The 25016-nt window shown below is 60.7% G+C and carries 23 protein-coding genes; 8 read left to right on the top strand and 15 right to left on the bottom strand.

The window, feature by feature from the left end; genetic code table 11:
• Positions 1-2: 2 nt before the first annotated feature.
• Together AC6JBC_RS15095 and AC6JBC_RS15090 are read right to left on the bottom strand one after the other, a co-directional pair.
• A complete protein-coding gene (locus AC6JBC_RS15095; protein ID WP_498026298.1) occupies positions 3-1082 on the bottom strand; it encodes an efflux RND transporter periplasmic adaptor subunit in 1080 nt (359 codons plus the stop codon).
• Positions 1079-2536: an efflux transporter outer membrane subunit gene (locus tag AC6JBC_RS15090; protein ID WP_498026297.1), complete on the bottom strand. Its 1458-nt coding sequence runs from the start codon at positions 2534-2536 to the stop codon at positions 1079-1081. Before AC6JBC_RS15090 ends, AC6JBC_RS15095 begins: the two co-directional genes overlap by 4 nt.
• A gap of 17 nt (positions 2537-2553) precedes the next feature.
• Here AC6JBC_RS15090 and AC6JBC_RS15085 point away from each other — a divergent pair, with 17 nt between their 5' ends.
• Both AC6JBC_RS15085 and AC6JBC_RS15080 read left to right on the top strand, forming a co-directional pair.
• The gene (locus AC6JBC_RS15085; protein WP_498026296.1) at positions 2554-3294 is read left to right on the top strand and encodes a TetR/AcrR family transcriptional regulator; all 741 of its coding nucleotides are present in this window, start codon (positions 2554-2556) and stop codon (positions 3292-3294) included.
• Positions 3295-3482: 188 nt separating this feature from the next.
• A complete protein-coding gene (locus AC6JBC_RS15080; protein ID WP_498026295.1) occupies positions 3483-5891 on the top strand; it encodes a TonB-dependent receptor in 2409 nt (802 codons plus the stop codon).
• A 142-nt stretch (positions 5892-6033) separates the two neighbouring features.
• Here the strand turns inward: AC6JBC_RS15080 and AC6JBC_RS15075 are convergent, their stop codons facing one another.
• The gene (locus AC6JBC_RS15075) at positions 6034-7095 is read right to left on the bottom strand and encodes an AraC family transcriptional regulator (RefSeq protein WP_498026294.1); all 1062 of its coding nucleotides are present in this window, start codon (positions 7093-7095) and stop codon (positions 6034-6036) included.
• Positions 7096-7286: 191 nt separating this feature from the next.
• Between AC6JBC_RS15075 and AC6JBC_RS15070 the strand changes: the two genes are divergently transcribed.
• From AC6JBC_RS15070 to AC6JBC_RS15050, 5 genes are read left to right on the top strand one after another with little or no spacing between them, the layout of a single operon-like run.
• Entirely contained in the window at positions 7287-8543 is a 1257-nt protein-coding gene (locus AC6JBC_RS15070) for a hypothetical protein (RefSeq protein WP_498026293.1), read from the top strand.
• A complete protein-coding gene (locus AC6JBC_RS15065) occupies positions 8540-10195 on the top strand; it encodes a DUF1592 domain-containing protein (protein WP_498026292.1) in 1656 nt (551 codons plus the stop codon). Before AC6JBC_RS15070 ends, AC6JBC_RS15065 begins: the two co-directional genes overlap by 4 nt.
• Positions 10195-11544: a DUF1552 domain-containing protein gene (locus AC6JBC_RS15060; protein WP_498026291.1), complete on the top strand. Its 1350-nt coding sequence runs from the start codon at positions 10195-10197 to the stop codon at positions 11542-11544. Before AC6JBC_RS15065 ends, AC6JBC_RS15060 begins: the two co-directional genes overlap by 1 nt.
• A 26-nt stretch (positions 11545-11570) precedes the next feature.
• The gene (locus AC6JBC_RS15055; RefSeq protein WP_498026290.1) at positions 11571-12032 is read left to right on the top strand and encodes a c-type cytochrome; all 462 of its coding nucleotides are present in this window, start codon (positions 11571-11573) and stop codon (positions 12030-12032) included.
• Positions 12032-12724 (top strand): cytochrome b/b6 domain-containing protein, encoded by a 693-nt coding sequence (locus tag AC6JBC_RS15050; RefSeq protein ID WP_498026289.1) that lies wholly within the window; start codon positions 12032-12034, stop codon positions 12722-12724. Before AC6JBC_RS15055 ends, AC6JBC_RS15050 begins: the two co-directional genes overlap by 1 nt.
• 96 nt (positions 12725-12820) lie before the next feature.
• Here AC6JBC_RS15050 and AC6JBC_RS15045 read toward each other — a convergent pair whose 3' ends face one another.
• The 12 genes from AC6JBC_RS15045 to AC6JBC_RS14990 form a co-directional block, all read right to left on the bottom strand.
• On the bottom strand, positions 12821-13153 hold the full coding sequence (locus AC6JBC_RS15045) for an SWIB/MDM2 domain-containing protein (protein WP_464780342.1): 333 nt from the start codon (positions 13151-13153) through the stop codon (positions 12821-12823).
• Positions 13154-13326: 173 nt separating this feature from the next.
• On the bottom strand, positions 13327-13698 hold the full coding sequence (locus tag AC6JBC_RS15040) for a PaaI family thioesterase (protein ID WP_498026288.1): 372 nt from the start codon (positions 13696-13698) through the stop codon (positions 13327-13329).
• Positions 13695-14093 carry a PaaI family thioesterase gene (locus tag AC6JBC_RS15035; protein WP_498026287.1) on the bottom strand — a complete coding sequence of 133 codons (399 nt, stop codon included), beginning with the start codon at positions 14091-14093 and terminating at the stop codon, positions 13695-13697. The genes AC6JBC_RS15040 and AC6JBC_RS15035 overlap by 4 nt, the downstream gene beginning before the upstream one ends.
• Before the next feature lie 30 nt (positions 14094-14123).
• Positions 14124-15302: an acyl-CoA dehydrogenase family protein gene (locus AC6JBC_RS15030; RefSeq protein WP_498026286.1), complete on the bottom strand. Its 1179-nt coding sequence runs from the start codon at positions 15300-15302 to the stop codon at positions 14124-14126.
• The gene (locus AC6JBC_RS15025; protein ID WP_498026285.1) at positions 15299-16357 is read right to left on the bottom strand and encodes an acyl-CoA dehydrogenase family protein; all 1059 of its coding nucleotides are present in this window, start codon (positions 16355-16357) and stop codon (positions 15299-15301) included. Before AC6JBC_RS15025 ends, AC6JBC_RS15030 begins: the two co-directional genes overlap by 4 nt.
• Positions 16358-16583: 226 nt before the next feature.
• Entirely contained in the window at positions 16584-17069 is a 486-nt protein-coding gene (locus AC6JBC_RS15020; RefSeq protein ID WP_498026284.1) for an Lrp/AsnC family transcriptional regulator, read from the bottom strand.
• A complete protein-coding gene (locus AC6JBC_RS15015) occupies positions 17066-17545 on the bottom strand; it encodes an Lrp/AsnC family transcriptional regulator (RefSeq protein ID WP_498026283.1) in 480 nt (159 codons plus the stop codon). The genes AC6JBC_RS15020 and AC6JBC_RS15015 overlap by 4 nt, the downstream gene beginning before the upstream one ends.
• Positions 17546-17673: 128 nt before the next feature.
• Entirely contained in the window at positions 17674-18432 is a 759-nt protein-coding gene (locus AC6JBC_RS15010; RefSeq protein ID WP_498026282.1) for an SDR family NAD(P)-dependent oxidoreductase, read from the bottom strand.
• A gap of 16 nt (positions 18433-18448) precedes the next feature.
• Positions 18449-19954: an amidase gene (locus AC6JBC_RS15005; RefSeq protein WP_498026281.1), complete on the bottom strand. Its 1506-nt coding sequence runs from the start codon at positions 19952-19954 to the stop codon at positions 18449-18451.
• 134 nt (positions 19955-20088) lie between these two features.
• Complete coding sequence (locus AC6JBC_RS15000; RefSeq protein ID WP_498026280.1) at positions 20089-21183, bottom strand: Rieske 2Fe-2S domain-containing protein; 1095 nt, start codon at positions 21181-21183, stop codon at positions 20089-20091.
• Between the two features lie 18 nt (positions 21184-21201).
• On the bottom strand, positions 21202-22071 hold the full coding sequence (locus AC6JBC_RS14995; RefSeq protein ID WP_498026279.1) for an amidohydrolase family protein: 870 nt from the start codon (positions 22069-22071) through the stop codon (positions 21202-21204).
• Between the two features lie 14 nt (positions 22072-22085).
• The gene (locus AC6JBC_RS14990) at positions 22086-23735 is read right to left on the bottom strand and encodes a class I adenylate-forming enzyme family protein (protein ID WP_498026278.1); all 1650 of its coding nucleotides are present in this window, start codon (positions 23733-23735) and stop codon (positions 22086-22088) included.
• A 437-nt stretch (positions 23736-24172) separates the two neighbouring features.
• On the opposite strand from AC6JBC_RS14990, the gene AC6JBC_RS14985 reads away from it, so the two are divergent.
• Complete coding sequence (locus AC6JBC_RS14985; protein WP_498026277.1) at positions 24173-24946, top strand: SDR family NAD(P)-dependent oxidoreductase; 774 nt, start codon at positions 24173-24175, stop codon at positions 24944-24946.
• The last annotated feature ends 70 nt before the right edge of the window (positions 24947-25016 follow it).

The following is a 25016-nucleotide window of genomic DNA, read 5'->3' as shown; positions in this document are numbered from 1 at the left end:
GGTTACTTGCCCCTGCCAGCGGCGATCCGCACCCGGTCACCCTCCAGCAGGAAAGCGCCGCCGCCCAACACGGCCCGCACGCCGGGCTTCGCGCCGCTCAATATCTCGACCATGCCACCCGCGCGCCGCCCTGTCCGTACCGAAGCGCGATGAACCCGGTCGGCCTTGTCGAGCAACAGCATATAGGCGCCGTCGGCATCATAGTGCACAGCGGCTTCAGGCGCGGCCAACACCGTGCCGCTGGCTTTGACGAACTCCGCCTTGGCAAAGCCGCCGGGGCGCAATTGCGGGTTCACCGGCAAAGCGATGCGCGCGCTCGAAAGACCTGTCTGATTATCGACGCGCGCGCCCAGCAGCCTGATCTTGCCCGACAGCCTGGTTCCCGACGCCAATGTAACCGTCGCGGGGTCACCGATGGAAAGCGTTCCCATGGCCGCTTCCGCAACCTCGGCGTCCAATTCGACCAGATCGTCGCGCGCAATGGTGAACAGCACCGTGCCCGACGCGGATGGTTCGCCCGGCCGCGCGGACCGCTGGAGAACACGGCCCGCGACGGGCGATCGGATGATCAACCGGCTCTGGCGGGTCAGCAGGTCGTCAAGCTGCGCCTTTGCCACGCCCACGGCGGCCTGCGCCGATCGCGCCGCGATGCGCCGCTGGTCGATCGCCTCCTGCGACAGCACGCCCTGATTGTCGAGGCCCGCTACCCGGCCCGCGTCCATGCGAGCCCTTTCATAGGCGACCTGCTGCTGGCTCAACTGCGCGCGCGCCTGATCGATCTGCGAACGCAGCAGCGTATCGTCCAGCACCGCCAGCACCTGTCCAGCGCCTACCCTGGCGTCTTCTTCCACCAGCACGCGCGCGATGCGATAGCCCGAAAGCTCCGGCGCGACCGCAACTTCCTCGCGCGGGATCAGGCGGCCCGATGCGCTCAGACCTCCTGCCAGCGCCCGATGATCGACCATGGCCACCGTCACGGTCGGCGGCGGCGGCTCCTTCGCCGCTTCCTTGCCCCCACCGCAGGCGGCAAGCAGCAGGGCGAGGGGAAGCGCCATGGCAAAGGGATGCGGCTTGAAGATCACGGCATTTCCTTGGATTGAATAGGCAGGGCGACCGGCGGCTGTTCAGGCGCCGTCGCGGGATCGTCCGGGCTCCACCCGCCGCCCAGCGCACGGAATGCGCCGACGGCATTGCCCAGCGCCTGTGTACGCGCATTGGTAAGCGCACGGCGCGCGGAGCGCCACGTCTGTTCCGCCTGAATCAACGTCGTAAGATCGGTCAGCCCGGCGCGATAACCCTTGCGCCCGGCATCAAACGCAAAGCGCGCCCGCTCCTCGGCAAGGCTGAGGTCGGCGAGCCGCACCCGGTCGGCAGCGACCAGCGCCAGCGCGATGTCGGCATCCCGGAAGGCCGCCTGCACCGCCGCCTCATAGCTTACCACGGCGCGTTCGCCCTGCGCCTCCGTCGCGCGCAATTGCGCCATCAGGCGGGTGCGGTCCAGAACCGGCAGGCTCAATCCGGCGGCGATGGACCACAGGCTCGAAACGCCGCCCGCTACCCCGGACGTGCGGTTGATGCTGCCGTTGCCCTGAAGCGTGAAACGGGGGAACAGCGCCAGCCTGTCGACCTTGACGGCGCTCGTCGCTGCCGCAACCCGCGCCTCGGCGGCCAATATGTCCGGTCGCCGCGTCAGCAGCGACGCGGGCAGCAGCGGCGGAACCGGCGGCGCCGTGTCGAGCCGCGCCTCTATAGGCAGGCTATCGGTCGGGGCGTCCGGCGTTCCGATCAGGACCAGCAATGACCGCTTGGCGTTTCGCAGCGCCGTCTCGATCCGCGTCAGCTCCGCCTGCGCCGTTGCCGCGTCGCCTTCCAACCGAGCCGTTTCCGAAGCCGCTACCAGCCCGCGATCCCGGCCGAGCCGCGACGCCCGTTCCAACTCTCTCGCGATGCGCAACCCCTCCTGCGCGTCGTCGCGTTGGACAGCCAGCCCTCGCGCCTCGAACAGCGCGCTCGCAACATCGGCGGCCAGGCTCAACCGGGCCGCATGATAATCATAGGCCGCCGCCACATAGGTCGCCCGCGCGCCTTGTCCGATCGCGCCCAGCCTGCCGAACAGGTCGAGTTCCCAGCTGGGACTGAAGGCCAGCGACTGGCTGTCACTGCGCGCGGTCGACCCGAACAGATCGGTTCCCGACAGCTGGCTGCCATCCTGTATCTTGGCGGATCCGCTGATGGCGCCCGTCGGCAGGCGTTGCGACAGCGACTGGTCACGAATGGCGCGCGCTTCGCGCAGCCGGAAATAGGCTGATCGGGCATCGGTATTCTGCGCCAGCGCCTGTTCCACAAATGCGGAAAGTTGCGCGTCGTTGAAACGGCTCCACCAACGATCCAGCCTTTCCTCGGCGACCTGGGCGGGCGCCGCTTCAAACCGCTCTGGCAACGCGATCCTGGGGCGCGCGAGTTCGATCGACGGCGCGCAGGCGGACAGCAGCGCACAGAGCATGAACGAGGAACGGCGCGGGCCAGAAAGCGGCAAGCGGAATGACTCCAATCTTGATCGACCGCGACACGGATAGCGCCGCGACAAAAAGAAACAAGATTGTTTATTTTCAACCGAAGCTTTTTTTGCCAATGCTTTCCTTCATGGTTTCCACTCCCCCCATCCGCCGCCCCGGCCGCCCCCGCCGCGAAGAAAGCGGCGACGTCGAGCAGCACCTGGTCGATACCGCCATGCAGATGCTCGTCGAACATGGGCCGAACCTCACGATGAACTCGATCATCGCGGCATCCGGTCTGTCGCGGAAAACCGTCTACGCCCATTATCCCAACAAATCCGCGCTATTTGCCGCGGTCGTTCGGCAAATGCTGGGTTATGGCCTCGAACCGATGACCGTCCCTCCCCGCCCCGACTGGCGCGAAAGCCTGCTCGCGTTCGTTGAGGCCTGCCTTGTCGAAGTGTGCGAACCCTATGCCACCGGCATGCGCCGTCTACTGATGTTGAACCCCTCCTTCATGGAAGAAGCCCGCCCTCATATCGAACAAGTCGTAGTGCGCCGCTATCTCGATCCGATGATCGCATTTCTACAATCGCTGATCGACCAGGGCGCCATCCCCGATCAGGATGTAGCTTTCGCGGCTGAGTCTCTCACCAGCCTCATCCTCTCTGAATCCCATCGCCGCTTTTTCCAGGGCGAGGCCGAAAACAGCATCGACCCGGCCCATCTCAATGCTCATGCACGCCGTTTGACCGGATTGTTTTGCGGCGGCATCTTGGCGCCAACGCAAGGCTGCTGAAGCAAGGTTTAGCGTTGCCCTTTCTGTTCGGCGCATCCAACCAGCCAAGCAATTTTGCTCATCCGGTTCATTTCGCACGTCGCCGTTTAGAAAAGCGTTGCTAGCGTTGTCTACTCGAATATAGTGCACGAAACGGCCCAAATTAACGAGAGCCGTTTAACAGCAACACCCTCAGGGGAGGATTATCGATGCGAATTAAGCGTGTCTCACGCGCGGCGCTCCTGTGCGCTGGCGTTTCTGCTTTTACCGTGCCCGCAGTTGCTTATGCACAGGCCGGGGCAGAAAATTCCAGCAATGAAATCATCGTCACCGCCACGCGCCGTGCAGAAAAGTTGCAGGACGTTTCGATGTCCGTAAACGTGGCCACTGGCGAACAGCTTGAAAAATTCAACATTTTCGACGTCAAGGATGTGCAGCAGCTGGCTCCGGGCCTTGAACTGACCAACACCACCGGCCGCAACAACACCACCACACTGCGCGGCGTGACCTTCGACCCCGATCAGGGGACGGGTCCAGCAGTGATGATTTACTATAATGAAATCCCGACCGACGCTCAGACGGTATTCACGGCGATATATGATATCGAGCAGATCGAAGTTCTACGCGGACCTCAAGGCCTGCTTCGCGGCCTGTCAGCTCCCGCTGGCGCGATCACCATTCGTACGCGCCGCCCGAATTTCGATACGATTGAAGGCTTTGCACAGGCCACTGCAACGGATCGTGCAGGCTATAACGTGCAGGCCGGCGTATCCCTTCCGTTCAACGATCAGCTGGCTCTGCGCGTCGCGGCCGTGGTTGATGGTAACCGGCTCAATAATGTCACCAATATCACCCGCGGTGAGCGTTCACATAGCGACACCCAAAGTGTTCGCGCTACCTTGGGTTGGAGGCCGAGCGAAGATTTCACCGCTTATTTGACTTATCAGTATCTTCACGCTGACAACCGGCAGTTCCAGCAGGTAGCAGGCCCCGGCAACGAACCTTTTGCATTCAGCGGAGTTTTATCTGGCCCGGCTCTTTCCCCATCGGATTATAAGGCGGTAGCCGATGGCACTTTTGAAGTGCGAAACCTGACGCATATGGTCAATCTGGCATTCGACTATGATCTTGGCGGTTCGACCGTGTCGTTTGTCGGCGCGCATCAATATACCAAGCTGGATAACGAGCGCGATCTCGACTCGGGGAATTCCGTTCCTGGCTATATCGCCGCATCTAAAGTCGTGACCCCTTATAAGGTGGATACCGCAGAGCTGCGCTGGCAGACCAACAATGACGAAGGCTTAGGCGGGGGCGTCAGCGCCTTCTACACAAAGCAAACGGGCGACACTATCGTCGATCAGCGCGCGGACAGCTTCCTGGCACCGTTTTTCGGTCCTGATGCCTTGATTCCAGTGGCTCCCGGATTTTCCGTGCCGAACACTCTGCCGATCGGCGTGAATGTCGTCGTTCCCGTCGATACAAAGACTTGGTCTTTCGCGGGCAATCTGCGGTTTAAGTCCGGCCCCCTGACGATCGAAGGCGGCCTTCGCTATTCGATTATGAAGAGCGTACAAACCACGCAGCAAACACTGATCTTCGGGTCACATCCATTGTTGCCGAGCGGCACGGTCGGACCCGTAGAAATCATACCTCCCGAACTACAAAGGCGCACGAACAAGCCGCTGACAGGCGGCCTGAACATCAATTACGCTATCAGCGACGCCCTAAACGTCTATGCCGCCTATGGCCGCGCCTTCCGCGCGGGCAGTACCGGCGTTGCGGTCCCGGCCGGAATTTCCAACGACCTTATTTCCACGCGGGGTGAAAAGACCGATTCCTTTGAAGTCGGTTTCAAGGGCTCCTTGATGGATCGTCGGATCAACTTCGCGGTTGCGGCCTTCTATCAGAAATATGACGGCTTCCTGACACGCTTCACCGGCATCCAATATAACTGCCCTGAAGCGTTTGGAGCGTGCAGCGCGAGCGGAACTCCGATCGCGCCAGGCGAACCAACCAACGGCGGTTTCGATTTCAACTATAATGCCGATGCTAAGGTGAAAGGTATCGAAGCATCGATCGACGCGCGGTTCATAGACACTTGGGATCTGAATCTCTCGGCTGCATACACGCGCGCGCGCTTCAGCAACGCGACTGTGCCGTGCAATGACTTCGATGGATCCGGCGTTCCTAACCAGAACGGAACCCCTGTCATCACTGGCCCAGGTAACGTCAGCTATTGCCGCACGAACGGTCGCATGGCGGAAAGCCCTGACTTCAGCCTTACCGCGAATACTGAAGTCCGTTTCCCCATGGGTGAGTACACTCCCTTCGTCCGGGCGCTGTTTACCTATCGTCCGGGCTTTACATCTGAACAGGTAAATTACCGCTATCAGGACCGGGAACTTCTGAACCTGTTCGTCGGCCTGCGTGGGCCTGAGAGCAAGTGGGAAATCACTGCTTTTGCCCGTAACCTGCTCAACCAGAAGCGGATCACAAACATCTCGCTCGGTAATGCGATAACGCCAACGCAAAGCGGGACGTCGCTGGACTCAGGCTACCGTACCGTAAACGTCATGAACCCACGTGAATTCGGCGCCACCGTCAACTTCAAGTGGTAAATTCTGGCTGGCCTCCATGTCCCTGCTGGAGCGTGGAGGCCAGCATCCTTTTGAGAAGATCAACGAAGCCACCGCCCGAGGGTCAGTCAGCATCCTCTGACAGACCAACGTCGAGATTTCAGAACTCCACCTGATTTATCTTCTACGGCTGGAACATCGCGCTTCCACTTTCATAGCGATAAGCAGTCGGTGAATGCCCCGTCCATGCGCGGAACGCCTGACGGAAAGCATCTGAATCGCAGTAGTCGAGCCTGGCCGCTATGTCCTCGATCGATATCTCTGTTCGGCGCAGTAAATGCAGCGCCAGTTCGCGGCGGCAACTTTCGCGTACCTGGCGGTAACTTGTCCCTTCACGCGCCAACTGGCGGCGAAGCGTAGCTTCGCTTCCTCCTAGCCTGCTCACGATCTCACTAAAGGAAGGCAGCCGCCTGTCATTTTTGAGCGCTGCCATCGCAATGCCGCGAACGCGTATCTCGGTTGGCGGCCGGTCGGCTTCCTGAGCGTTGGAGACGAACAGGAGATTGCTGAGCGGCCGACGATGCTGGTCTTCCCAGCTGCGCATTACGGGATAATCCAACAGAGACGCACTGAAATCAAAACCGCTCCAGCCCTCGTTTAGGCGCACCGGAAACGGCAATACCGGCAGGTTAAGCGCCTCGAATATTTCGGGCGCATGCTTCAACCAGGCATTGCGTGCTGGGATCGCATGGTCGATCAGCCAACCAAACAGGCCATGTATTTCCATCACACCGAAAAGGTCGATCAAGCAGCCCGCTGACGTCGACCCGCCGGGTCGCATAGCCTCCAATTGAAGTTCAGCCCTGTCCCCATGGGTCCGCAGCGCCATCTTGCCACATCGCCAGTCGATGGCTTCAAAACAATCGCAGCAACGCATGATGGCTTCACGCAAGGTTCGTGCGCTCGTCAGGCTGTACATTATGACGCGCCAATCGCACGGGCCTAGCCCCCGGCGCCCTATCATCACCGCGTCCCGGCGCGCCAGTTCGTTAATCGCCTGGCTGGTCATCCGTGCAAGATCGGAAACCGGCAAGGCTCTCAATGAACTTTCCCCATCGCGCGACCGGCCTACATGGGCAAAAAGTGGTTCAGTGGACCCGAACGCTTCGGCATAAATGGCGAGCACGCGCTCAGCGACGCTCTCGGCAAGATGCCATTCGCCGGATTCCGTCTGTAATGGCCGCATTGATACTTCCCTTGATTTTCGATCAACCTAGTCGATCCAACGTCCAGGATAAATCTTTCTGTTCCCGGAGTTGGCGCAGAATGGATGCGCGAAATTGCCGCGCCATATGATCGATTTTGGGGTGGTGGCAAACCGCAGGAAGAGTCATGAAATCTGAAGCACCCGCATAAAGCGGCATCAGAGAGGAATATATGAAGGGCAGATTGGGATCGACCGGCGATCGGCCGACCAGAACATATGTGGCCCTGCCCCTGATCGCGGCGTCCCTCATCGGCGCCGACGCGCCCACCGGCGGTGAAACCGGTGTGCATGCCTTCGTACTCAGCAATGTCTATCTTGCCCAGGGTGGGGAAAAAGACAGTTGTCCCGTGCCCGATAGCGGGGATCTCGATCGGTTCTATGCCATGCTGTCGCCTGCCGAGCAGGCCAAATATGCCGGTAAGGAGAAACGGCAGGAACTTGAGCAGCGGATGAACGAATATTTCAAATTCCGCAGAATATTTCTTCGCGGCGACCACTCATCTTCCGCAATCTTCCCGCCGGGCTACGATCCAAAGGCAGAGCCGACGCAGGAGCTGGCGGCGGCGATCGGCGCCCTGAATGGTTTACCCAAAGGCGCCGGGCGGCTCGCCTTCCAGAAGCGCGAAGTGGTTTACAGCGCCTGCTCCAACCCCGCCGATTTCCCGGCATTGGCGAAGAACTTCAAAACCTATGAGGGCAAGATTGCCGCCGGTATCGACCTGGACGGTAGAAAAGGAAAATTGGATTTCGAAGGGCCAGATGGCGCAAGTGGCGTCGATAACCGGCTTTGGCGCGCCGTCGGCTGCGTTTCTACCTTCCGCGAAAACGGCAAGGAAGAAGTTGCGGGTAAGACCATGATCTCGGCCCGGGCGCCTACTGTAATCGAGCTTCGCGGCGTCGATAGCCTTCAGGATGATCCTGAAGTGAGCGTCACCATTCTTGCCGTCAGTGAACCGCTGACCCGCAACGGCCGTGGCGGCCCGCTCGCCCGTGCCACCTTTACGCCCGATCCTGATCCTCGACTCCGCGCCACGGTCTCAGGTCGCATTACAGGAGGCATCCTGACGACTGACCCGGTCGATCTGACGATGAACTACAAAGAACAGATAGTGGATGCGCCCCGTCATATCCGGGGCGCCCGGTTACGTGCAAAGTTCAGCCCTGATGGCTCGATAGAAGGCAGCATCTTTGGCTATTACACACTGGACAGCTTCTATGACTCGATTGAACAGATGACCCAGAATGGTGCCAATCTGACGCGAGTATCCTGCCCCGGTGTGCGCAAGGCGATCGATCGTCTGGCCGACGGCTATCGCGATCCGCGCACTGGCCGCTTCACTGCCATATCGTCGGCCTATGATTTTGTCGGCGTCAAAGCCTTCCTCGCTGCGCCCAACCAGATCGCACAAAGCGAGGTGCGTCCATGAAGGTCCGCGCCCTTCCCTCGCTAGCCCTAGCTGGCGCCTGCCTCACCCTTGGGCTCAGCATCGCCCTCAATGGAGCGCGCGCCGACGAAACACACGCTGACACACCTCCCAGCCAGATCCGGCGATTGACGGAAAGCCAGTACCGCAGCGTCATCGCCGATATTTTCGGCCCCGACATCAAGATTGTCGGCCGGTTTGAGCCAGACCTGCGCATTGACGGGCTTCAGGCGGTCGGCACCAGTGCCGTCTCCGTCACGGCAGCAGGCCTTGAACAATATGAGACGTTGGCCCGCAGCATCGCGACGCAGGTGACGGACGAGCAGCATCGCGAAAAACTGATCGGTTGCGCGCCTACTCCAGCGGACAAGGACGGCGCTGCGTGCGCCCGCCAGTTTATTCAACGTGTCGGCTCACAGCTTTACCGACGCCCCTTGAACGAGGGCGAAGTTGCGGCTCTCACAAGGTCAGCGACAGAGGCGACAGCGACGCTCGGAAATTTCCACGCAGGTCTGGCGGCAACGCTAGGCGGAATGCTGACCAGCCCCGAATTTCTCTTCCGCATAGATCGCCCTGCCCCGTCGCGCCGGAGCGTCGATGCATGGTCGAAGGCAAGCCGCCTGTCCTTCCTGTTGTGGAACAGCGCGCCCGATCAGACCTTGCTCGACGAAGCACGCAGCGGCGCGCTCGATACACAGGCAGGACTTGCCAAGGCCGTCGATCGGCTGATCGCCTCACCACGGTTCCAGGAGGGTGTTCGCGCCTTCTTCACCGACTATCTGCGCCTGGACGGAATGGACGACCTGGCGAAGGACACCCTTATCTATCCCGCCTATTCGCAGGCCATCGGCACTTCGCTGCGAGATCAGACGCTGCGCACCATCAACTGGTTGCTGGTGGATCGGAGGGGCGACTATCGCGATCTCTTCACGACGCGGTCCATCGCGATGAACCGCACGCTCGGCCCGATCTACGACGTGCCGGTGACCAAACCCGACTGGTACATTTATGAATTTCCGCAAGGTGATCCACGAACCGGGCTGCTCACCCATGCCAGCCTGCTTTCGCAGCATTCGCATCCGGGCCGCACCTCGCCGACACTTCGCGGGGTAGCGCTGCGCGAGATATTCCTTTGCGAAAAAATCCCCGCCCCCCCCGCGAACGTGAATTTCGCGGTGGTGCAGAATGTCGACAACCCGACGCTCAAGACAACGCGCGCCCGGCTTCAGGCGCATCTTGATGACGAGGAATGCGCCAGCTGCCACCGCCGTACCGATCCTATAGGCTTGGGGCTGGAACAGTTTGACGGCGTCGGCCAATTCCGAAAGGTCGAACATGACGAGGTGATCGACGTCACCGGCGATTTCGAAAAGCAGGCCTACAATGGCGCTGCTGCTCTTGGGCAACTGTTCCACGACAGCCCGCGCGTCAGCAGTTGCCTTGTCCAGTCGGCATGGCGCTACGCCAATGGACGCAATCCGGTGGAAGCAGACGGAGCCGGGATAGCGCGGCTCAGTCAGGGCTTTTCGGCGGGCGGCTATCGCTTCCCGTCCCTGATGCGCGCCATCGCGCTGGACCCGGCATTTTACGCCATGCCGCGCCTTGCTCCTGAAAGTCGCGTGGCAACTGTTCGCAGATCGAAGGAGACTGGCTGATGAATGGAACGACACGGCGCGGTTTCCTTCTGCGCGGGATATTGGGCGGCGGTGCAGTAACGCTGGGGCTACCGCTGCTGGACGCATTTCTGGACAATAACGGTACGGCCTTTGCCGCGACCTTGGGGGGCGGGCGCCTGCCCGTGCGCTTCGGTACATGGTTCTGGGGATGCGGAATGATCCCCGATCGCTGGCAGCCGAAGTCGATAGGGGCCGATTACGACCTGCCCCCGCAGCTTGCGCCTATTGCTGCTGTGAAGCAGCATGTAAGTGTCCTGACCGGGTTCGACGTGATGCTGGACGGCAAGGGCAATCTGCCTCATCTGTCGGGCAACACGGCCGTCCGCACGGGCGCGCCCGCGGACGATTGGCTCGCCATCCGGGCACCTACACTTGACGTCCTTATCGGCGATGCGATCGGCGGCGGTTCCTTCTTCCGTTCGCTTGATCTTTCGGCGGATGGTAATGCGCGTACCAGCTATTCGTTCCGCGACGGACGCAGCATGAACGCCGCCACGCCAAGCCCGGTCGAATTCTACCGCAAGATCTTCGGCCCGGACTTCAACGATCCCAACAAGGCCGATTTCAAGCCCGATCCACGCATCATGGTGCGCCGGAGCGTATTGTCCGGGGTTACCGAACAACGCCGCGCGCTGGAAACAAGCTTGGGCGCGACCGACAAGGCCCGTCTGGACCAATATTTCACCTCCGTCCGCGAGATGGAAGGAAAGCTGGCGCTACAGTTGCAGAAGCCACCCCCGGCCGAAGCATGCGTTGTGCCCGCAGAAGCACCGGCCATGTCAGGCGACATCACCGATGTCCAGCAGCGCAAGATTAATCACAAGCTGATGGCGCAGATGCTGGCGATGGCACTGGCTTGCAACCAGACTCGCGTGTTCAACATGAATTTCTCGACAGCAGCATCCGATCTGCGTCAAGCGGGGCAGACAACGGGATATCACCAGAACACGCATGAGGAAATGATCGACCGCGCCATCGGATATCAGCCGACCGTGGATTTCTTCGCCACCCGCAGCATGGAAGCCTGGTCAGATTTCGTGTCGGCCCTCGCCGCGATCAAGGAAGGCGACGGCACCCTGCTCGACAACACACTGGTATTTGCGCATTCGGACGTATCCTATGCCAAGAACCATGATGTTCTGGGCATTCCGGTGATGCTGGCCGGGCGCGCAGGCGGAAAGGTCAAATCCGGCATCCACGTCCATGGCAATGGAGAGTCGATCAGCCGTGTCGGCTTGACACTCCAACAGGTTATGGGAATTTCGGTCGACTCATGGGGCATGGATGCCATGAACACCAAGCGGCCCATCGGCGAAATATTGGCGTGACGATTACAGAAAGAATGAGGCAAAAGATGAAGCTTCCCTACTCCCTGGCTTTGGCAGCCGTCGGCTTGGCCGCGAGCTACGCAGCCTATGCCGCCACACCTGCGGTCACCAACGCGATCAAGGCGCGCCAAGCCAGCTACAAGGAGATTGGCGGAGCTTTCAAAAGCATCAATGATGAGCTTAAGTCCGGATCACCCGATATGAACAGCGTCCGCCCGCTGGCGCGTGATATCGCTACTCGCGCCGCTTTGCTGCCCAAATATTTCCCGAAGGGCAGCGGCCCGGAATCGGGCATCAAGACGCGCGCCAAGGCCGAAATCTGGAAGGATAATGCGGCGTTTGTGAAGCTTCAGGGCGACATGATCACCGCTTCGAAGGCCCTCGATGCAGCAGCAGCCAGCGGCAATGTAGCCGGGCTTGGCGCAGCGCGCACCGTTTTGGGCGGCACCTGCAAAAGCTGCCACGATCGTTTCCGCGCGGAGCTTTGATGGTGGATGCGGAAGTGAGCGGCGCGCCGGTGCGTCTGCGTATCTGGGATCTGCCGATCCGCCTGTTTCACTGGACGCTGGTGCCGCTGCTGGGCTTCGCCTGGTGGACTGCTGAAGAACGCATGCTGGATTGGCATCGGCTAGCCGGTTACAGCATTTTCGCACTGCTGCTCTTCCGCCTGATCTGGGGTTTCGCGGGGAGTAGCACTGCTCGTTTCTCTAACTTCGTTGGCGGTCCATCGACGCTGCTTCGCTATGTCCGCGGCCATATGTTCAACCGGGCGGCGACGCCAGCAGCTGGCCATAATCCGGTTGGCGGCTGGAGTGTGATCGCGATGATCACCATCCTCGCGGTGCAGGTGGGGCTTGGCTTCTTTTCCGTGGATATCGACGGCATGGAGTCCGGTCCCTTTTCTTATCTGGTGGATTTCGAAACCGGCCGGGTCGCTGCGGAATGGCACGCCTTCATCTTCAACGTCATTCTTGCCCTCACGGCCCTTCATGTCGTGGCCGTTCTTTTCTACCTTCTCCATCGGCGCGACAATCTTGTCGGACCAATGATCAGCGGAACGCGGAAATGGTCCGGAGATCGGCCCGCGCTCCGGTTCGCATCGGCTTGGTCCGCGCTTATTCTCTTCCTGCTGATTGCGGGTGGAACGTGGTTGCTGATCGCCCAGTTCGGGCGGGCGTGACACGCGATCTGCGCCAATGCGCTATAAGGAAGGCCCTCTTCGCATTCAGCGCAGAGGGTCTTCCACTCATTGCGGCAGTCCGCCTAAAAATCCATCTCAAGCCTTGAGATGCTTCGCCAAATGCTTGTTCATTTCGAACATGCTGGCCTTCTTGCCTCCGAATATCTTCTCAAGCTTGTCATCGGCCAATATCTCTCGCTTGTCCTTCGGATTTTGGAGGTCATTCGCCTTTATGTAGGCCCAGATTTTCTTGACCACTTCGCTCCGCGGAATCTTGCTGTCGCCAATAATATCGGCCAACTCAGGAGAGGGCGTAACCGGCGCGGTGATCCCTCCGCGCGCGCCACCGGTGGCCTTGCCTGTTTTCTTTACCTTGGCGACAGCCGCTTTTGTTTCCTTTTCGCCACGCTGCTCACGAGTCTGCGCCATGAACTTCTCCCTTGCTGGTCGCTAGCGGGTTGATGATCATGCCAAGTCATGAGGGACGAAAAAGTTGCCTGTCATATGACAATCAAGGCCTCTTTCTCCCGGCGTCGGCCACATAAGCATCACGCTCGCCAAGCGTTTTGGTCGGCCGACCGTGCTGCCTTGCGCCCTTTGCTTCAGTCCAGCAGCAGGTGCATGCGACCCGTCGCAATCGGCTTGTCCCGATCCGCCTGCCAGCAAACAGCATCGGCGTTCACCACCCTTCGTCCCACGCGGATAAGCCGGGCCTGCGCATAGCTGTCGATCATCAGTCCTCCACGCAGGAAGTCGAACGACATGTTGATCGGCTTGGGCCAAGGCTCCCTCCGATCCTGCGCGACGGCCTCAAGACATGCGAGTTCCAGCAGACTGGCAATGACGCCGCCATACAGAAACCCCGACCGTCCTTCGAGCGAAGGAGCAGCGGGCATCATCAGGACGGCAGTTTCGCCATCCAGCGCGACGCTCCGGATGCCCAGCATCTGCGCATAGGGGGTGCGTACGATCATGACTCGTCCGTGAAGAAGAAGCTCGCGGTTGCGGTGGCGATCGGCGCCTCCGGATCACCATCATGCACGTCACAACGGGTGAAAGCGACCTTGCGCGTTATATGATGGCAATGGGCGCGCGCGTGAAGGCTGTGCCCTGCCCTTGCTGCCCGTAGATAATCGATATGCAGGTCGAGCGTAGCCATCCCCCGCCACTGACGCGTGCGCGCGATGACGGCCGCGCCCGCCGCTGCATCGACCAGCGATATGATGGGGCCGGACGATACCAGGCCCGCATCGGCATCCATCAGAAATCCGGGAGCGAAAGGGCAAGCCAGTTCCGCCCAGTCCGGTCCATGATCGACATTATAGATGCCCAACAACGCATGATGCCCCCGCGGTGGCAGGTTCTTCAAGCGCTCGAAGGCATCTTCCTCCTCCACCTCTCAGGCGTTCCCGCGCGGTTCTCGGGGCAGGCCCAGCCCCCGCTCGGCGATCAGGTTGCGCTGGATCTGGTTAGTGCCGCCGTAAATCGTGTCCGCGCGGGAGAAGAGGAACAGATTGGGCAGCGTATCCCATTCATATTCGGCATGATCGCTGATCTCGCCGACCTGGCCCAGCACGTCCATCGCCAGTTCGCCAAGGTTGCGGCGCCAACTCGCCCACTGGATCTTGTAGGTCAGGGCAGCGCCATCGATCTTGGCATGATCCGTTTGCGACAGCATGCGCAAGGCCCCATACCGCATCAGACGCAGGCCCACTTCCGCCTTGGCGAGGCGCTGACGGATCAGCGGATCATTCGCTGCTCCATTGGCCTTGGCCGCCGCGATGATCTCGTCAAGTTCATTGCGGAAGCCCATCTGCTGACCCAGCGTTGAAACCCCGCGTTCGAATGCCAGCAGACCCATGGCGATCCGCCACCCGTCGCCCACCGCGCCGATCAGGCTGTCCGCCGGACACCGCGCATCAGTGAAGAAGGTTTCGTTGAACTCCGCATCACCGTTGATCTGGCGGATACCGCGTATCTCGATACCCGGCTGATCGATCGGCATCATCAGGAAGGTCAAGCCCTTCGGCCCCTGCGACCCCTCTTCCGTACGCGTCACAACGAAGATCCAGTCGGAAATATGGGCAAGGCTGGTCCAGATTTTCTGGCCGTTCACCACCCATTCGCCATCCTCAAGCCGCGCCTTCGTCCGCACGCTCGCCAGGTCCGAACCGGCATTGGGCTCCGAAAAGCCCTGACAGAAAATGGTCTTGCCGCCCGCGATGCCCGGCAAGAAACGCTGCTTCTGCTCCTCGGTGCCGAAAGTCAGGATTGTGGGACCAGCAAGCTCGATACCGATATGATTGACGCGGCCCGGAACGCCCGCCCGGGCATATTCCTCGGCAAAGATCACCTGCTGCGCCAATGTCGCGTCGCGCCCGCCCCATTGCGATGGCCAACCGATGCAGGACCAACGGTGCGCGGCGAGCTGCTGCTCCCACTCCTTGCGCCGTTCCGGGCTGCCGGTCAGCTTGGTGATGCCCTTGATGTCGCGAAATTCGCCCGCCATCTGGCCATTCAGCCAGTCGGCGCATTCCTGCCGAAACAGTTCTTCTTGCTGAGAGAATCCGAGTTTCATGCCGCTTCTCCCAGGATCATCGTGGCGATCTTCTCACGGTGCCAAACATTGTTGCCCAGCATCGTCTGAAGCGAACGGGCGCGCTTGAAAAACAGATGCGCGTCATGCTCCCAGGTGAAACCGATGCCGCCGTGAAGCTGGATCATATCACCGGCGCAGCGGAAATAGGTGTCAGTGGCAAAGGATTTGGCGGCATGGATGGCCATCTCCGCTTCCTCAGCGCCCTCATCCACGGCGCAGGCAGCCCAATATACCGCCGACCGCGCCTGCTCGATCTCCACCATCATGTCCGCTAGCCTGTGCTTATAGGCCTGGAACGACCCGATCGGCCGACCGAACTGAATACGCTCCTTGGAATAACTAACCGTCCGGTCAAGGCACGCCTGCGCGCCGCCTAGCGCCTCCGCAGCCCCCGCGATAAACCCAGCGCGATGGACAGCGGTCAGCGCAGCTCCCGGATCGCCAAGCCGCTCACCTGCCACATTGTCCAGCTGCACATGAGCCAAGGGGCGGGTCTGGTCCATGCTCGTCTGACTCGTCACGCTGACGCCCGGCGCGTCCGCGCGGATAATCCAGACCTGCCGCATGTCGGTCACCACGAACATATCGGCAGCGGCGCCATGGGCAACGAACCGCGATCCGCCCGTCAGCCGGTCGCCATCCGACAGGATGTCCGCACCATTGAAATAACCGCCGATCACCTCGCCAGAGATCAGGCGCGGCAGCCACTCATTCTGCTGCTCCGCATTACCGCCAGCGGCGATGGCCTGAGCGGCTTGCACGAGACTGCTCAGCATAGGCAATGCCGCCACCTGAGCGCCTGCCGCTTCCGCGATGATTGCCAGCTCCACCATGCCCAGACCTGCACCGCCAGCGCTTTCCGGCAGTCCGATGCCGGATAGCCCCAGTTCCTGACAGAAAGCCTGCCAAAGCGCCCGGTCGACGCCGTCGCCCGCCATCGCCTTGCGCGTGCGCTCGCTTGTGGCATTCTCCGCGAAGAAGCTGCGCGCCGTCTCCGCGATCATCTGTTGTTCGTCGGTAAATGCGAATTCCATCTCGGCCGCCTTTAAATATGCTGGCGGAGATCCTTGCCCCGGCACCCAACGGTGCGAGACATCAGCCGTCCAATCACGCGGCGGCTCTCTCCTGCCAATGACGATCGGCAGACATGTGCTGCCTAACGCCGTCACATCCTGCTATATGAGCTCATTTTCCTTTTCAAGCGCTCATATGCGGAATTTTAAAATATTTAGATTCCGAATTTAATTGCTCGAGACAGCTTTACACACTGCCGACCGTCTGCGCGTCCGTTATCCGCACTACCCGGTTGCTGAACTTCACAGTCCTGACGGCCAGCGAGGTTTCGACGTGATTTACGCCCTCCATCGACAGGATCTGCCCCGACGCCATCTTGTGAAGGTTGTCGAGGTCATCATACAGGCACGTCGCCATGATGTTGCACGGCCCCAATGTGATCATCACGGCCTTAACCAGCGGTATATGCGCGATGTCCCGCGCGATCTGGCGGACATGGCTGACATCCGCCTGCACCGCGACGAAAGCCACGTTGGTCGCCTTCTCAAGCTTCAAGCTCGTCAGCGCGGTGAAGGCGATCAGCTTTTCCTGCTGCAACCGCTTGATGCGGCCCCTAATGGTGCCCTCATTCACGCCAAGATCGGCCGCGATCTTGCGGTTGGAAACACGCGCATCTTGCGCCAATATGTCGATCAGCTGGTGGTCCAGCTCGTCGAGGTCCGGCCTCCTCATGCAAGCCTCCTGCGATCGATCGGAGCGGTATCAAGGCCATAGCGGACGATGTCGAGTCCAATCGCGGGTGTCATCGATCTTATTCCCCGCACCTTCGACAACCGATCCGTGATCAGCGAGGGAAGCTCATCAATGTCATGGAGCGTCAGGAGCAGGCTGATCTCATAATTACCTGTCACCAGATGCGCGGCGAAAACTTCCGGAAATACAGCCAGTTCTTCTGCAACGTCCAGTGCCGACCGCCCACTCACCTGAACCGCCAGGTGGATGAGGACATGATAACCATGTACCGCAAAGTCGGACACGGCCACAACGCGCAGCATCCCCGCATCCTCCATCCGTCGAATGCGCGTCGAAACGGTGGAAGCGATCAGGTTGAGAGATTCCGCGATCTGCTGATTGGTGGCCCGGCCATTTTGCCGCAGCTGTTCGACAATCTTCCGGTCCGTCTCGTCGAACGCAAACGTTTCGCTCATATACCCACTCAACCTCTTTCAACCGCTGCTCTTGCCAGCAAAGGGCCAGAAGGTCGAATCGAAAGCGCATCCTCCGGCCAGCAGCATCGCCAGCACAACCCAAGGGTTGGAAGCGGGCCGCATGTCTTTCAGTCTCGCAAAAGCGATCCGCCATTCACATGCCAGAGCTGCCCGTTGACCCATTCCCCATCGTCGGAGGCCAGGAAAGCGACCGCGCCCGCAATATCATCGGGCTTGCCGAGGCGGCGGTGGGGCAAATTCTCCAGCATCCCGTCCACATAATCCTGCGTCAGATGCTGGGCCACTGCTTCGGTCAGGACGACCCCAGGGCAAATGCCATTGGCGCGGATGCCCTGCTTCCCGAACTTGCGCGCAACGTGCCGGACGAGCGCATGCAGCGCATTCTTCGTCATGGGATAGGCGACCTGCATTGGGTTGCCCGAAATAGCCGCACCCGATGAGGTATAAACCATCGCGCCACCTCCACGCTCCAACAGCACTGGAAGCGCCGCCTGCGTCGCCAGAAAATGGCTCTTGGCATTGATCGCGAAGGACCGATCCAGCACCTCTTCCGAACAGTTCAGCACATCAATGTCGCCTTCAGTGCCGCCCGCCAGATTGCTGTGGTAAAAGTCCAGCCGCCCGAACTCCGACAAGGCAGCCTCAACGATCGCGGCCTGCGATGCTGCCTTCGTGCCGTCGAGCACCACGCCGATCGCCCGTCCGCCCTGCTCGCGAATGGCGCGCGCGGTCTCTTCCGCCCACTCGCCGACAATGTCGCCGATTACAACCGATGCGCCTTCGGCCACCAGCCGCCGCGCCGTGGCCGCGCCGATACCGCGCCCGCCGCCCGCGACGATCCCCGCCTTGCCTTCCAATCCGCGCATCATATTCTCCAATATATTAAATCGCCGGACGCCTGTTCTTCCACGGCGCAGCACCTTCCAACTGCCCGGCCAGGCGAAACAGCAACGCCTCATCACCATAGCGTCCCGTAAACATCACCCCGATCGGCAGGCCCGCCGATGACATGGCGAGCGGCACAGACATGGCAGGCTGGCCGGTCATGTTCGCAACCTGGGTAAAGGGCGAGAAGACCGCAGCCCGCTGTCCCCACGCCGCAAAATCGACATCAGGCGTCAGGTTTATCTGCCCCAGCTTCAACGGCGGAGCGGCCAAAGTGGGCGAAAGGATCACGTCATAATCCGCCATGAACTGCGCCATGACAATCGCTGCCGCCTGGAGCGTGTTGTTCGCGCGAGCGAAGTCCATGCCGGTCGCCTTCTGCCCATAGCCGACGAAACCCAACGTAATCGGCTCCAGCACATCAGGCCCGATCGCGACGCCGGTCGCCTTGGCACGGTCCATCATGTCCGCAGCGACGGATGATCCGATCAGCACAAAACTCGCCGCGCCCATCGCCGCGACGTCCAGCTTCGGCGCGGCTTCCTCGACATGATGGCCCAGGCTCTCGCACAGCCGCGCCGCCTTACGCGCCGCATCCACGCATTCCGGATCGACGGGCGATCCAGCAGGTGCATTCAGCATCAACGCTATCCGCAACCGGCCCGTAGCCTTGCCGACCTGCGACAGGAAAGTTTCGCCCGGCGTCGGCGCGGCATAGCGGGCGCCCGGCTCTGGACCCTGCGTCGCATCCAATATGGCGGCGGAGTCCCGAACGCTGCGGGTGACGGCATGATGCACCGACAGACCGCCCCACCCTTCGGTGCGCGGCGGCCCCATCGGCACCCGCCCCCGGCTCGGCTTCAGCCCAAAGAGCCCGCAGCAGGATGCGGGAATGCGGATCGACCCGCCGCCGTCGGTGGCATGCGCGGCTGGGAGCACGCCCGCTGCCACCGCCGCAGCCGCGCCGCCCGAAGAGCCGCCAGTGATCCGGCTCACGTCCCACGGATTGCGCGTATCGCCCGTCAGCTTGTTTTCGGTCGTGCCGGTCAGGCCCAGTTCCGGCACTGTCGTCTTGCCGAAAATGACAAAGCCCGCCTTCTCAATGCGCCGCACCAGCTCGGACGTTACATCAGGCTTGTAACCCTTGTAGAAGCGGCTGCCATTCTCGGTCGGCAGGCCCGTAATATAGGTGTTCAGGTCCTTTAACAGCCATGGAACGCCGCTAAACGGCCCTTGCGGCAGACCATTGGCGATCGCCGCGCGGCCATAGTCATAATGTTTCTGCGCAAGAAAGTTGAACCGCGGGTTCAACGCCTCCGCCTTCCCGATCGCGGCTTCCAGCAACTCGCCCGGCGACACCTGCTTCTTGGCGACAAGTTCAGCCAGACCCATGGCGTCATGCGTGTCGAGCGGGCTCGCCGACGGTGTGCGGGCCTTTGTCGTCCCCGCGACGCCCAATAGAGCCGCGGCACCGACGCTCGCTATGCTCTCGCGACGTGTCATGTCCATTCCTCTCACTCCCACGCCGTCTTCAACCCGGTGTTCCTGCGAATGCAGGAACCCAGTTCCACCCTCGCCTTATGACGCAACCTCTGATCTGGGCTCCTGCTTGCGCAGGAGCACGTCACTTCGTTCAGCTACGCCGCATCCTGATCCGCATAGTAGCGCGCATAATATTTGCGGAACTGCGGGATCGGCCCGTCACCGTCGCAAATGATCGGGTTCGGCTCGAACTTCTGCCTATCCCAAACAACCTTGTCCTGGTCGAATTGCTTGCAGATGTCCCGGATGATCGCCTTGGCAACGCCTGCCCGCTCGCCTTCAGCCTGCGCCTTGGGCTGGGTGAAGCAGAAGCGCACATGCACATGATCCAACTCGACTGGCGCCAGGCAGGCGACCAGCAGCGTTTCCGAAATGCCGGTAAAGCGCGTCCAGCTTTGCCCCGGACCCATCGTGTCATAGCTGATGCAGCCATCGACTTCGCCCCAGGGTGTCCCCATCTTGGCCTTCACGTCAGCGCCACGGCCCCAATCGCCCCAGCGCAGTTCGCCCAGCGGCACATTGGCGGTGCCATGGATGAAACGGAAATGCGCAACGTCCACGCCATTTTCCGCCATATTCTGGAGCGAACCCCAGACATTCCACTCATGGACTTCATAATCGGTCCATTCAGGGTCGCTCGCCTCCGGCAGCACCGCCACTTCAAACAGAGGCGCTTCATCCTGCGGATGATACCAGGCCCAGATAAAGCGGTTCGCTTCGGTAATGTGCCAGTTGCGCGTGCACTTGCGCTTCACCTGCGGCGGGATATTGCGAGCATAGGGCACGTCCTTCACCACCGCCTCGTCGCCATCATAGCGCCACGCGTGAAAGGGGCATTCCAGTAAATTACCATGCACCTTGCCGCCATGGCCCATATGGGCGCCCAGATGCTTGCAATAGGCGTCCAGCATGCGGACCTTGCCATCCTCGCCGCGCCAGATCGCCAGATCCTTCGAGAAATAACGCAGCGGCTTCACTTCGCCGACCTGCAATTCCGAAGAGAGCAGGATCGGATACCAGCCAAAAGGAATGCCGATATTGAGGTTGCGCTCTTCGATAGACGCGCGGTCCTTTACTTCGGCCAGCCGCCAGTCGAGCAGGTCCTGCCCCTTCAACTTCTCAAGGATTTGCCATACGGCGACGGGTGGCGTCCGCGCATCGGACGCGGCGGCGGTTTCGGGGTTAGACATGGAAAAGGCTCCGTCAGATTATTTGAGGTCAAAGACCTTGATGGCATTTTCACGCAGAAACTTCGGCCACACTTCGTCCTTGAAAGGCACATTCTGCATGTCGCTGAATATCCGCTCCAGGCTGAGACCCATGGGGAAGTATCCCGCGTAGATGATCTTGTCGGCGCCCCGCGTATTGGCGTAGTCAATAATCGCCTTGGGGTAATGCTTGGGCGCAAAGGCGCTGGTCGAATAATAGAGGTTTGGCCATTTCAGCATCAGCTTGACCGCCAAAGCTTCCCACGGCTCCGCGCCATGGCGCATGACAACCTTCAGGTCCGGGAAAAACCAGCACACCTCATCCAGATGCTCGACCTTCTGTGTCTCCATCGGAATACGCGGACCCGGAATACCGGCATTCAATAGCACCGGCAGCCCCAGTTCGGCGGCAACCGTGTAGAGCGGGAACATATATTTATGGTTGATCGCCACCTGCGGCAGCGTGCCCGCGGGAAAGACGCTGATCGCCGACAGCCCGACTTCGGCATGAATGCGCTTGATCCGCCTTACTTCCTCCATGCCATTGTTCGGATCACAGGGCAGGTCGAAGAAGAAGCGGTCGCCATACATTTCCTTGGCGCGATAGGATGTTGCATTGTCGTTCCATCCGACCAGCGCCTTGTCGATGCCATATTGATCCATCTGCTCGACGGTCCAGGACACGAAGTCATCCACCTTGCCGGTCTGCGGAATGTCCTTGAACATATATTGCGCGGGCATCGCAAATTGCTGGAGCGTCTGCTGGTCCTTGATCAGCGGCCGGAAAGGATCGAACCAGGCGGAACGGTCTTCCGCCTCTGGAATCCCGAGCATGCAGTCGATTATCTTTATGTCCTTGGGCATGCCCATGGGAACTCTCCTGTTCAGTTGTTTTCGGCCAGCTCGGGCCACAGCGCACGAAGCGCGATCTTGTTGATTTTCTGCGACTGGTTGCGTGGCAGGGGCTTGGCCGAAAAGGCGACGCGCACGGGCGCCTTGTAGGGTGCAAGCCTGCCCGCCACCCAATCGATGACGCTGCGTTCGTCCAGGCCATCCGCCTGAACCACGGCGACCAGCGCTTCGCCCAGGCGCTCGTCCGCAATCCCGAACGTTGCACATTCGGTGATCTGCGGCATTTCGCTCAGGACACGCTCGACTTCGGCGCAATAGATATTCTCGCCGCCTGAAATCACCATGTCCTTGGCGCGATCGACGATGAAGATGTAACCTTCCTCATCCTGATAGCCGATGTCACCAGTGCGCAGCCAGCCATCGGCCGTAAGGCTCTTTGCCGTATCCTCTGGCCTGTTCCAGTAGCCATTCATGATCATGGCACTGCGCACGATGATCTCGCCGGTTTCATTGGGGCCGCAGACCGCGCCGTCCTCCCGCTCGATACGCAGATCGACCAGCGGCAACACCCGTCCTGCCGAGGCGCGAGCCGCCAGAAAGTCCGCTCCCACGGCCTGCGCGATCGCGCCCGACGTTTCCGTCATGCCATAGCCGGTCCCTATCATCGCATGCGGGCACAGCTTGCGCACTTCCTCAAGCAGGTTGAGCGGCAGCGCCTGCCCGCCTGATCCAATGTTCCGCACAGAACTAAGGTCAGCGTCCTTGGTGCACGCCCGGTGCACCATGTCCCACAACATGGTGGGAACGGCGGAAAGCTGCGTCACCCGCTCTTGCTCGATCAGGCGCACGGCCTCTTCCGCGTCCCAGCGGCGCATGACCACGATCTTGCCGCCCGACAGGAACGGCGCAAGGAAGCCAGCGCCCAGCCCCGAAATGTGAAAAAGGGGATAGACCAGCAAAATTGCCTGAGGCGGCACCTGCGCTGCGATGGCTTCCACCGGAACCCCATATTCGCGCGCCATATTGTGCAGCACCATCATTCCGGTCAGCTGCGTGCCCAGCAATCCCGTAATCAGGCTGCGATGGGAAAGCACCGCGCCCTTTACCCGTCCGGTCGTTCCCGAGGTGAACAATATGGCGCACGGATCGCCCGGTCCCGCAGCCGCATCGTTCGCGATCGGTGACGCCTCATCACCCAACGGCTGCGTCACGTCGATCAGACGCCCCGTATAGCCTCCGTCGCGCAGCAGCGCGGCCCGTTCCGTGTCCGCCAGAACGAGGCCCGGCGTCACCTCCTCGACCATCGCATGAAGTTCGGCGGGCGACCCGCGGCTGTTGAGCAACGCCGCAACACCGCCCTGCTTCACCACCGCCAGAAAAGCCACCATCCACTCCGCGCGGTTGCGCATGCAGATCGCGACCCGCTGCCCCCGTTCGACGCCCAACCGGGCAGCCAACTGATCCCGCCAAGCGAACATGTCCGCAAAGCTCAGCCGCCGCTCACCCTCCGGCCCGTCGAAATCAACGATACAGACCTGTTCTCCGAAGCGGCGCGCGTCTTCTATCAATTGATTGAGGTCCGACGGCGCGTTCACGAAAAAGCGCAGCCCATCCTGCTCGCCAATCTCAAATGGCGTGCCCGGCGCGGTGACTGTCGCGAAAATTGGGTCGATCTTGCTCATGCTATCCTTGGGGATCACTCTACCGCCGTGGAATTTTTTCGACGAGAGTTTGCGCCGGAGCCGCAGCCCCCGCTCATTCCCGACATCCTCTATCCTCGACTCGTCGCCTGCTTTTGCTGAGGCCAACTTTATTCCGTCATTCGCGGAATTCAACAATATTATTTTTCCGCATGTTTCAGACCGCCATCCATACCGCTTCCGCAAGCGAGGAAGTCGCCAAAATGCCCTGAAACCAAAATATTTTCGCGCAATCCCAACTTAGCCAATGGCGGATCGCGACATCATTTCGACGCCGTCATATATCCGTTGCGAGGCTCTGAAACATCAATACTCGGAATTTATAGATTTACAAATTACGAATTCTGCATGATCCTGAGTCGCATCGCACCGGTCTCGGCAAGAGTGTGATTCTGTTTAGGTGAGGTTCTGGACGTCAAATGAGCGAGGATTTTCAAGGCCGCGTCGCCATCATCACGGGCGGCAGCGATGGCATCGGCCTCGCGACCGCCACCTTGTTGGCGCAGCGCGGCGCTCAGGTCGTCATTTGCGGCCGCAGGCAGGCCCTGCTCGACAGCGCGCGTGACAGCATCTCTGCACAAGGCGGCCGGATCGAAGCAATCCAACTCGATGTCACCGACACCGATGCACTTGCGGCGATGGTCGAAGGCACCGCGCAAAAATACGGGCGCCTCGACATGCTGGTGAACAACGCCATGTCCACCCATTATGCGCCCATCAGCAAACTGACGCTGGAACATTGGCGCAAGGATTTCGCCGTCAACAGCGACGCCGCCTTCGTCAGCACCAAGGCCGCCCTGAAAGTAATGGCTCAGGCGGGCAAGGGATCGATCGTCAACATCGCCTCGACCTGCGGCATCCGCGCGACCGTGAACATGGCAAGCTATTCCGCTTCCAAGGCTGCGCTCGTCCACTTCACGGCCGCCGCCGCGATGGAGGCTGCGCCACTCGGCATCAGGATAAACGCCATCATTCCCGGCCAGGTGCAAACCGCGCCGACTGAACTGTTCTCGGCACGCGCAGCGGATACTGCCGCCCGTACAACGGCCGCCATACCGATGCAGCGTGGGGGCCAGCCCGAAGAACTGGCTCATGCCATCGTCTTCATGCTGTCCGACGCCGCAAGTTACATCACGGGAACAGCTCTACCCGTCGATGGCGGCAAGGCGGCTCAACTTTACATGCCCAACTGAGTTCAAAATCAGCGGCATCCAGAACTGAATAGTCCGGGACGCGCAAATATACTTCGACGCAGTCTAATTC

Source organism: Sphingobium sp. RC1, from assembly GCF_059738765.1.
The sequence above is the reverse complement of the archived record's forward strand: the minus strand, read 5'-3'. Positions and strand labels throughout refer to the sequence as shown.

What these genes read in the sequence shown, in the direction of transcription:
- AC6JBC_RS15000 (WP_498026280.1), bottom strand. Translation starts at nt 21,183, where the DNA reads ATGTCTAACCCCGAAACCGCCGCCGCGTCCGATGCGCGGACGCCACCC.
- AC6JBC_RS15045 (WP_464780342.1), bottom strand. Translation starts at nt 13,153, where the DNA reads ATGGCGCAGACTCGTGAGCAGCGTGGCGAAAAGGAAACAAAAGCGGCT.
- AC6JBC_RS15025 (WP_498026285.1), bottom strand. Translation starts at nt 16,357, where the DNA reads ATGGAATTCGCATTTACCGACGAACAACAGATGATCGCGGAGACGGCG.
- AC6JBC_RS15060 (WP_498026291.1), top strand. Translation starts at nt 10,195, where the DNA reads ATGAATGGAACGACACGGCGCGGTTTCCTTCTGCGCGGGATATTGGGC.
- AC6JBC_RS15015 (WP_498026283.1), bottom strand. Translation starts at nt 17,545, where the DNA reads ATGAGCGAAACGTTTGCGTTCGACGAGACGGACCGGAAGATTGTCGAA.
- AC6JBC_RS14985 (WP_498026277.1), top strand. Translation starts at nt 24,173, where the DNA reads ATGAGCGAGGATTTTCAAGGCCGCGTCGCCATCATCACGGGCGGCAGC.
- AC6JBC_RS15080 (WP_498026295.1), top strand. Translation starts at nt 3,483, where the DNA reads ATGCGAATTAAGCGTGTCTCACGCGCGGCGCTCCTGTGCGCTGGCGTT.
- AC6JBC_RS15055 (WP_498026290.1), top strand. Translation starts at nt 11,571, where the DNA reads ATGAAGCTTCCCTACTCCCTGGCTTTGGCAGCCGTCGGCTTGGCCGCG.
- AC6JBC_RS14990 (WP_498026278.1), bottom strand. Translation starts at nt 23,735, where the DNA reads ATGAGCAAGATCGACCCAATTTTCGCGACAGTCACCGCGCCGGGCACG.
- AC6JBC_RS15065 (WP_498026292.1), top strand. Translation starts at nt 8,540, where the DNA reads ATGAAGGTCCGCGCCCTTCCCTCGCTAGCCCTAGCTGGCGCCTGCCTC.
- AC6JBC_RS15010 (WP_498026282.1), bottom strand. Translation starts at nt 18,432, where the DNA reads ATGCGCGGATTGGAAGGCAAGGCGGGGATCGTCGCGGGCGGCGGGCGC.
- AC6JBC_RS15075 (WP_498026294.1), bottom strand. Translation starts at nt 7,095, where the DNA reads ATGCGGCCATTACAGACGGAATCCGGCGAATGGCATCTTGCCGAGAGC.
- AC6JBC_RS15050 (WP_498026289.1), top strand. Translation starts at nt 12,032, where the DNA reads ATGGTGGATGCGGAAGTGAGCGGCGCGCCGGTGCGTCTGCGTATCTGG.
- AC6JBC_RS14995 (WP_498026279.1), bottom strand. Translation starts at nt 22,071, where the DNA reads ATGGGCATGCCCAAGGACATAAAGATAATCGACTGCATGCTCGGGATT.
- AC6JBC_RS15040 (WP_498026288.1), bottom strand. Translation starts at nt 13,698, where the DNA reads ATGATCGTACGCACCCCCTATGCGCAGATGCTGGGCATCCGGAGCGTC.
- AC6JBC_RS15070 (WP_498026293.1), top strand. Translation starts at nt 7,287, where the DNA reads ATGAAGGGCAGATTGGGATCGACCGGCGATCGGCCGACCAGAACATAT.
- AC6JBC_RS15020 (WP_498026284.1), bottom strand. Translation starts at nt 17,069, where the DNA reads ATGAGGAGGCCGGACCTCGACGAGCTGGACCACCAGCTGATCGACATA.
- AC6JBC_RS15005 (WP_498026281.1), bottom strand. Translation starts at nt 19,954, where the DNA reads ATGACACGTCGCGAGAGCATAGCGAGCGTCGGTGCCGCGGCTCTATTG.
- AC6JBC_RS15030 (WP_498026286.1), bottom strand. Translation starts at nt 15,302, where the DNA reads ATGAAACTCGGATTCTCTCAGCAAGAAGAACTGTTTCGGCAGGAATGC.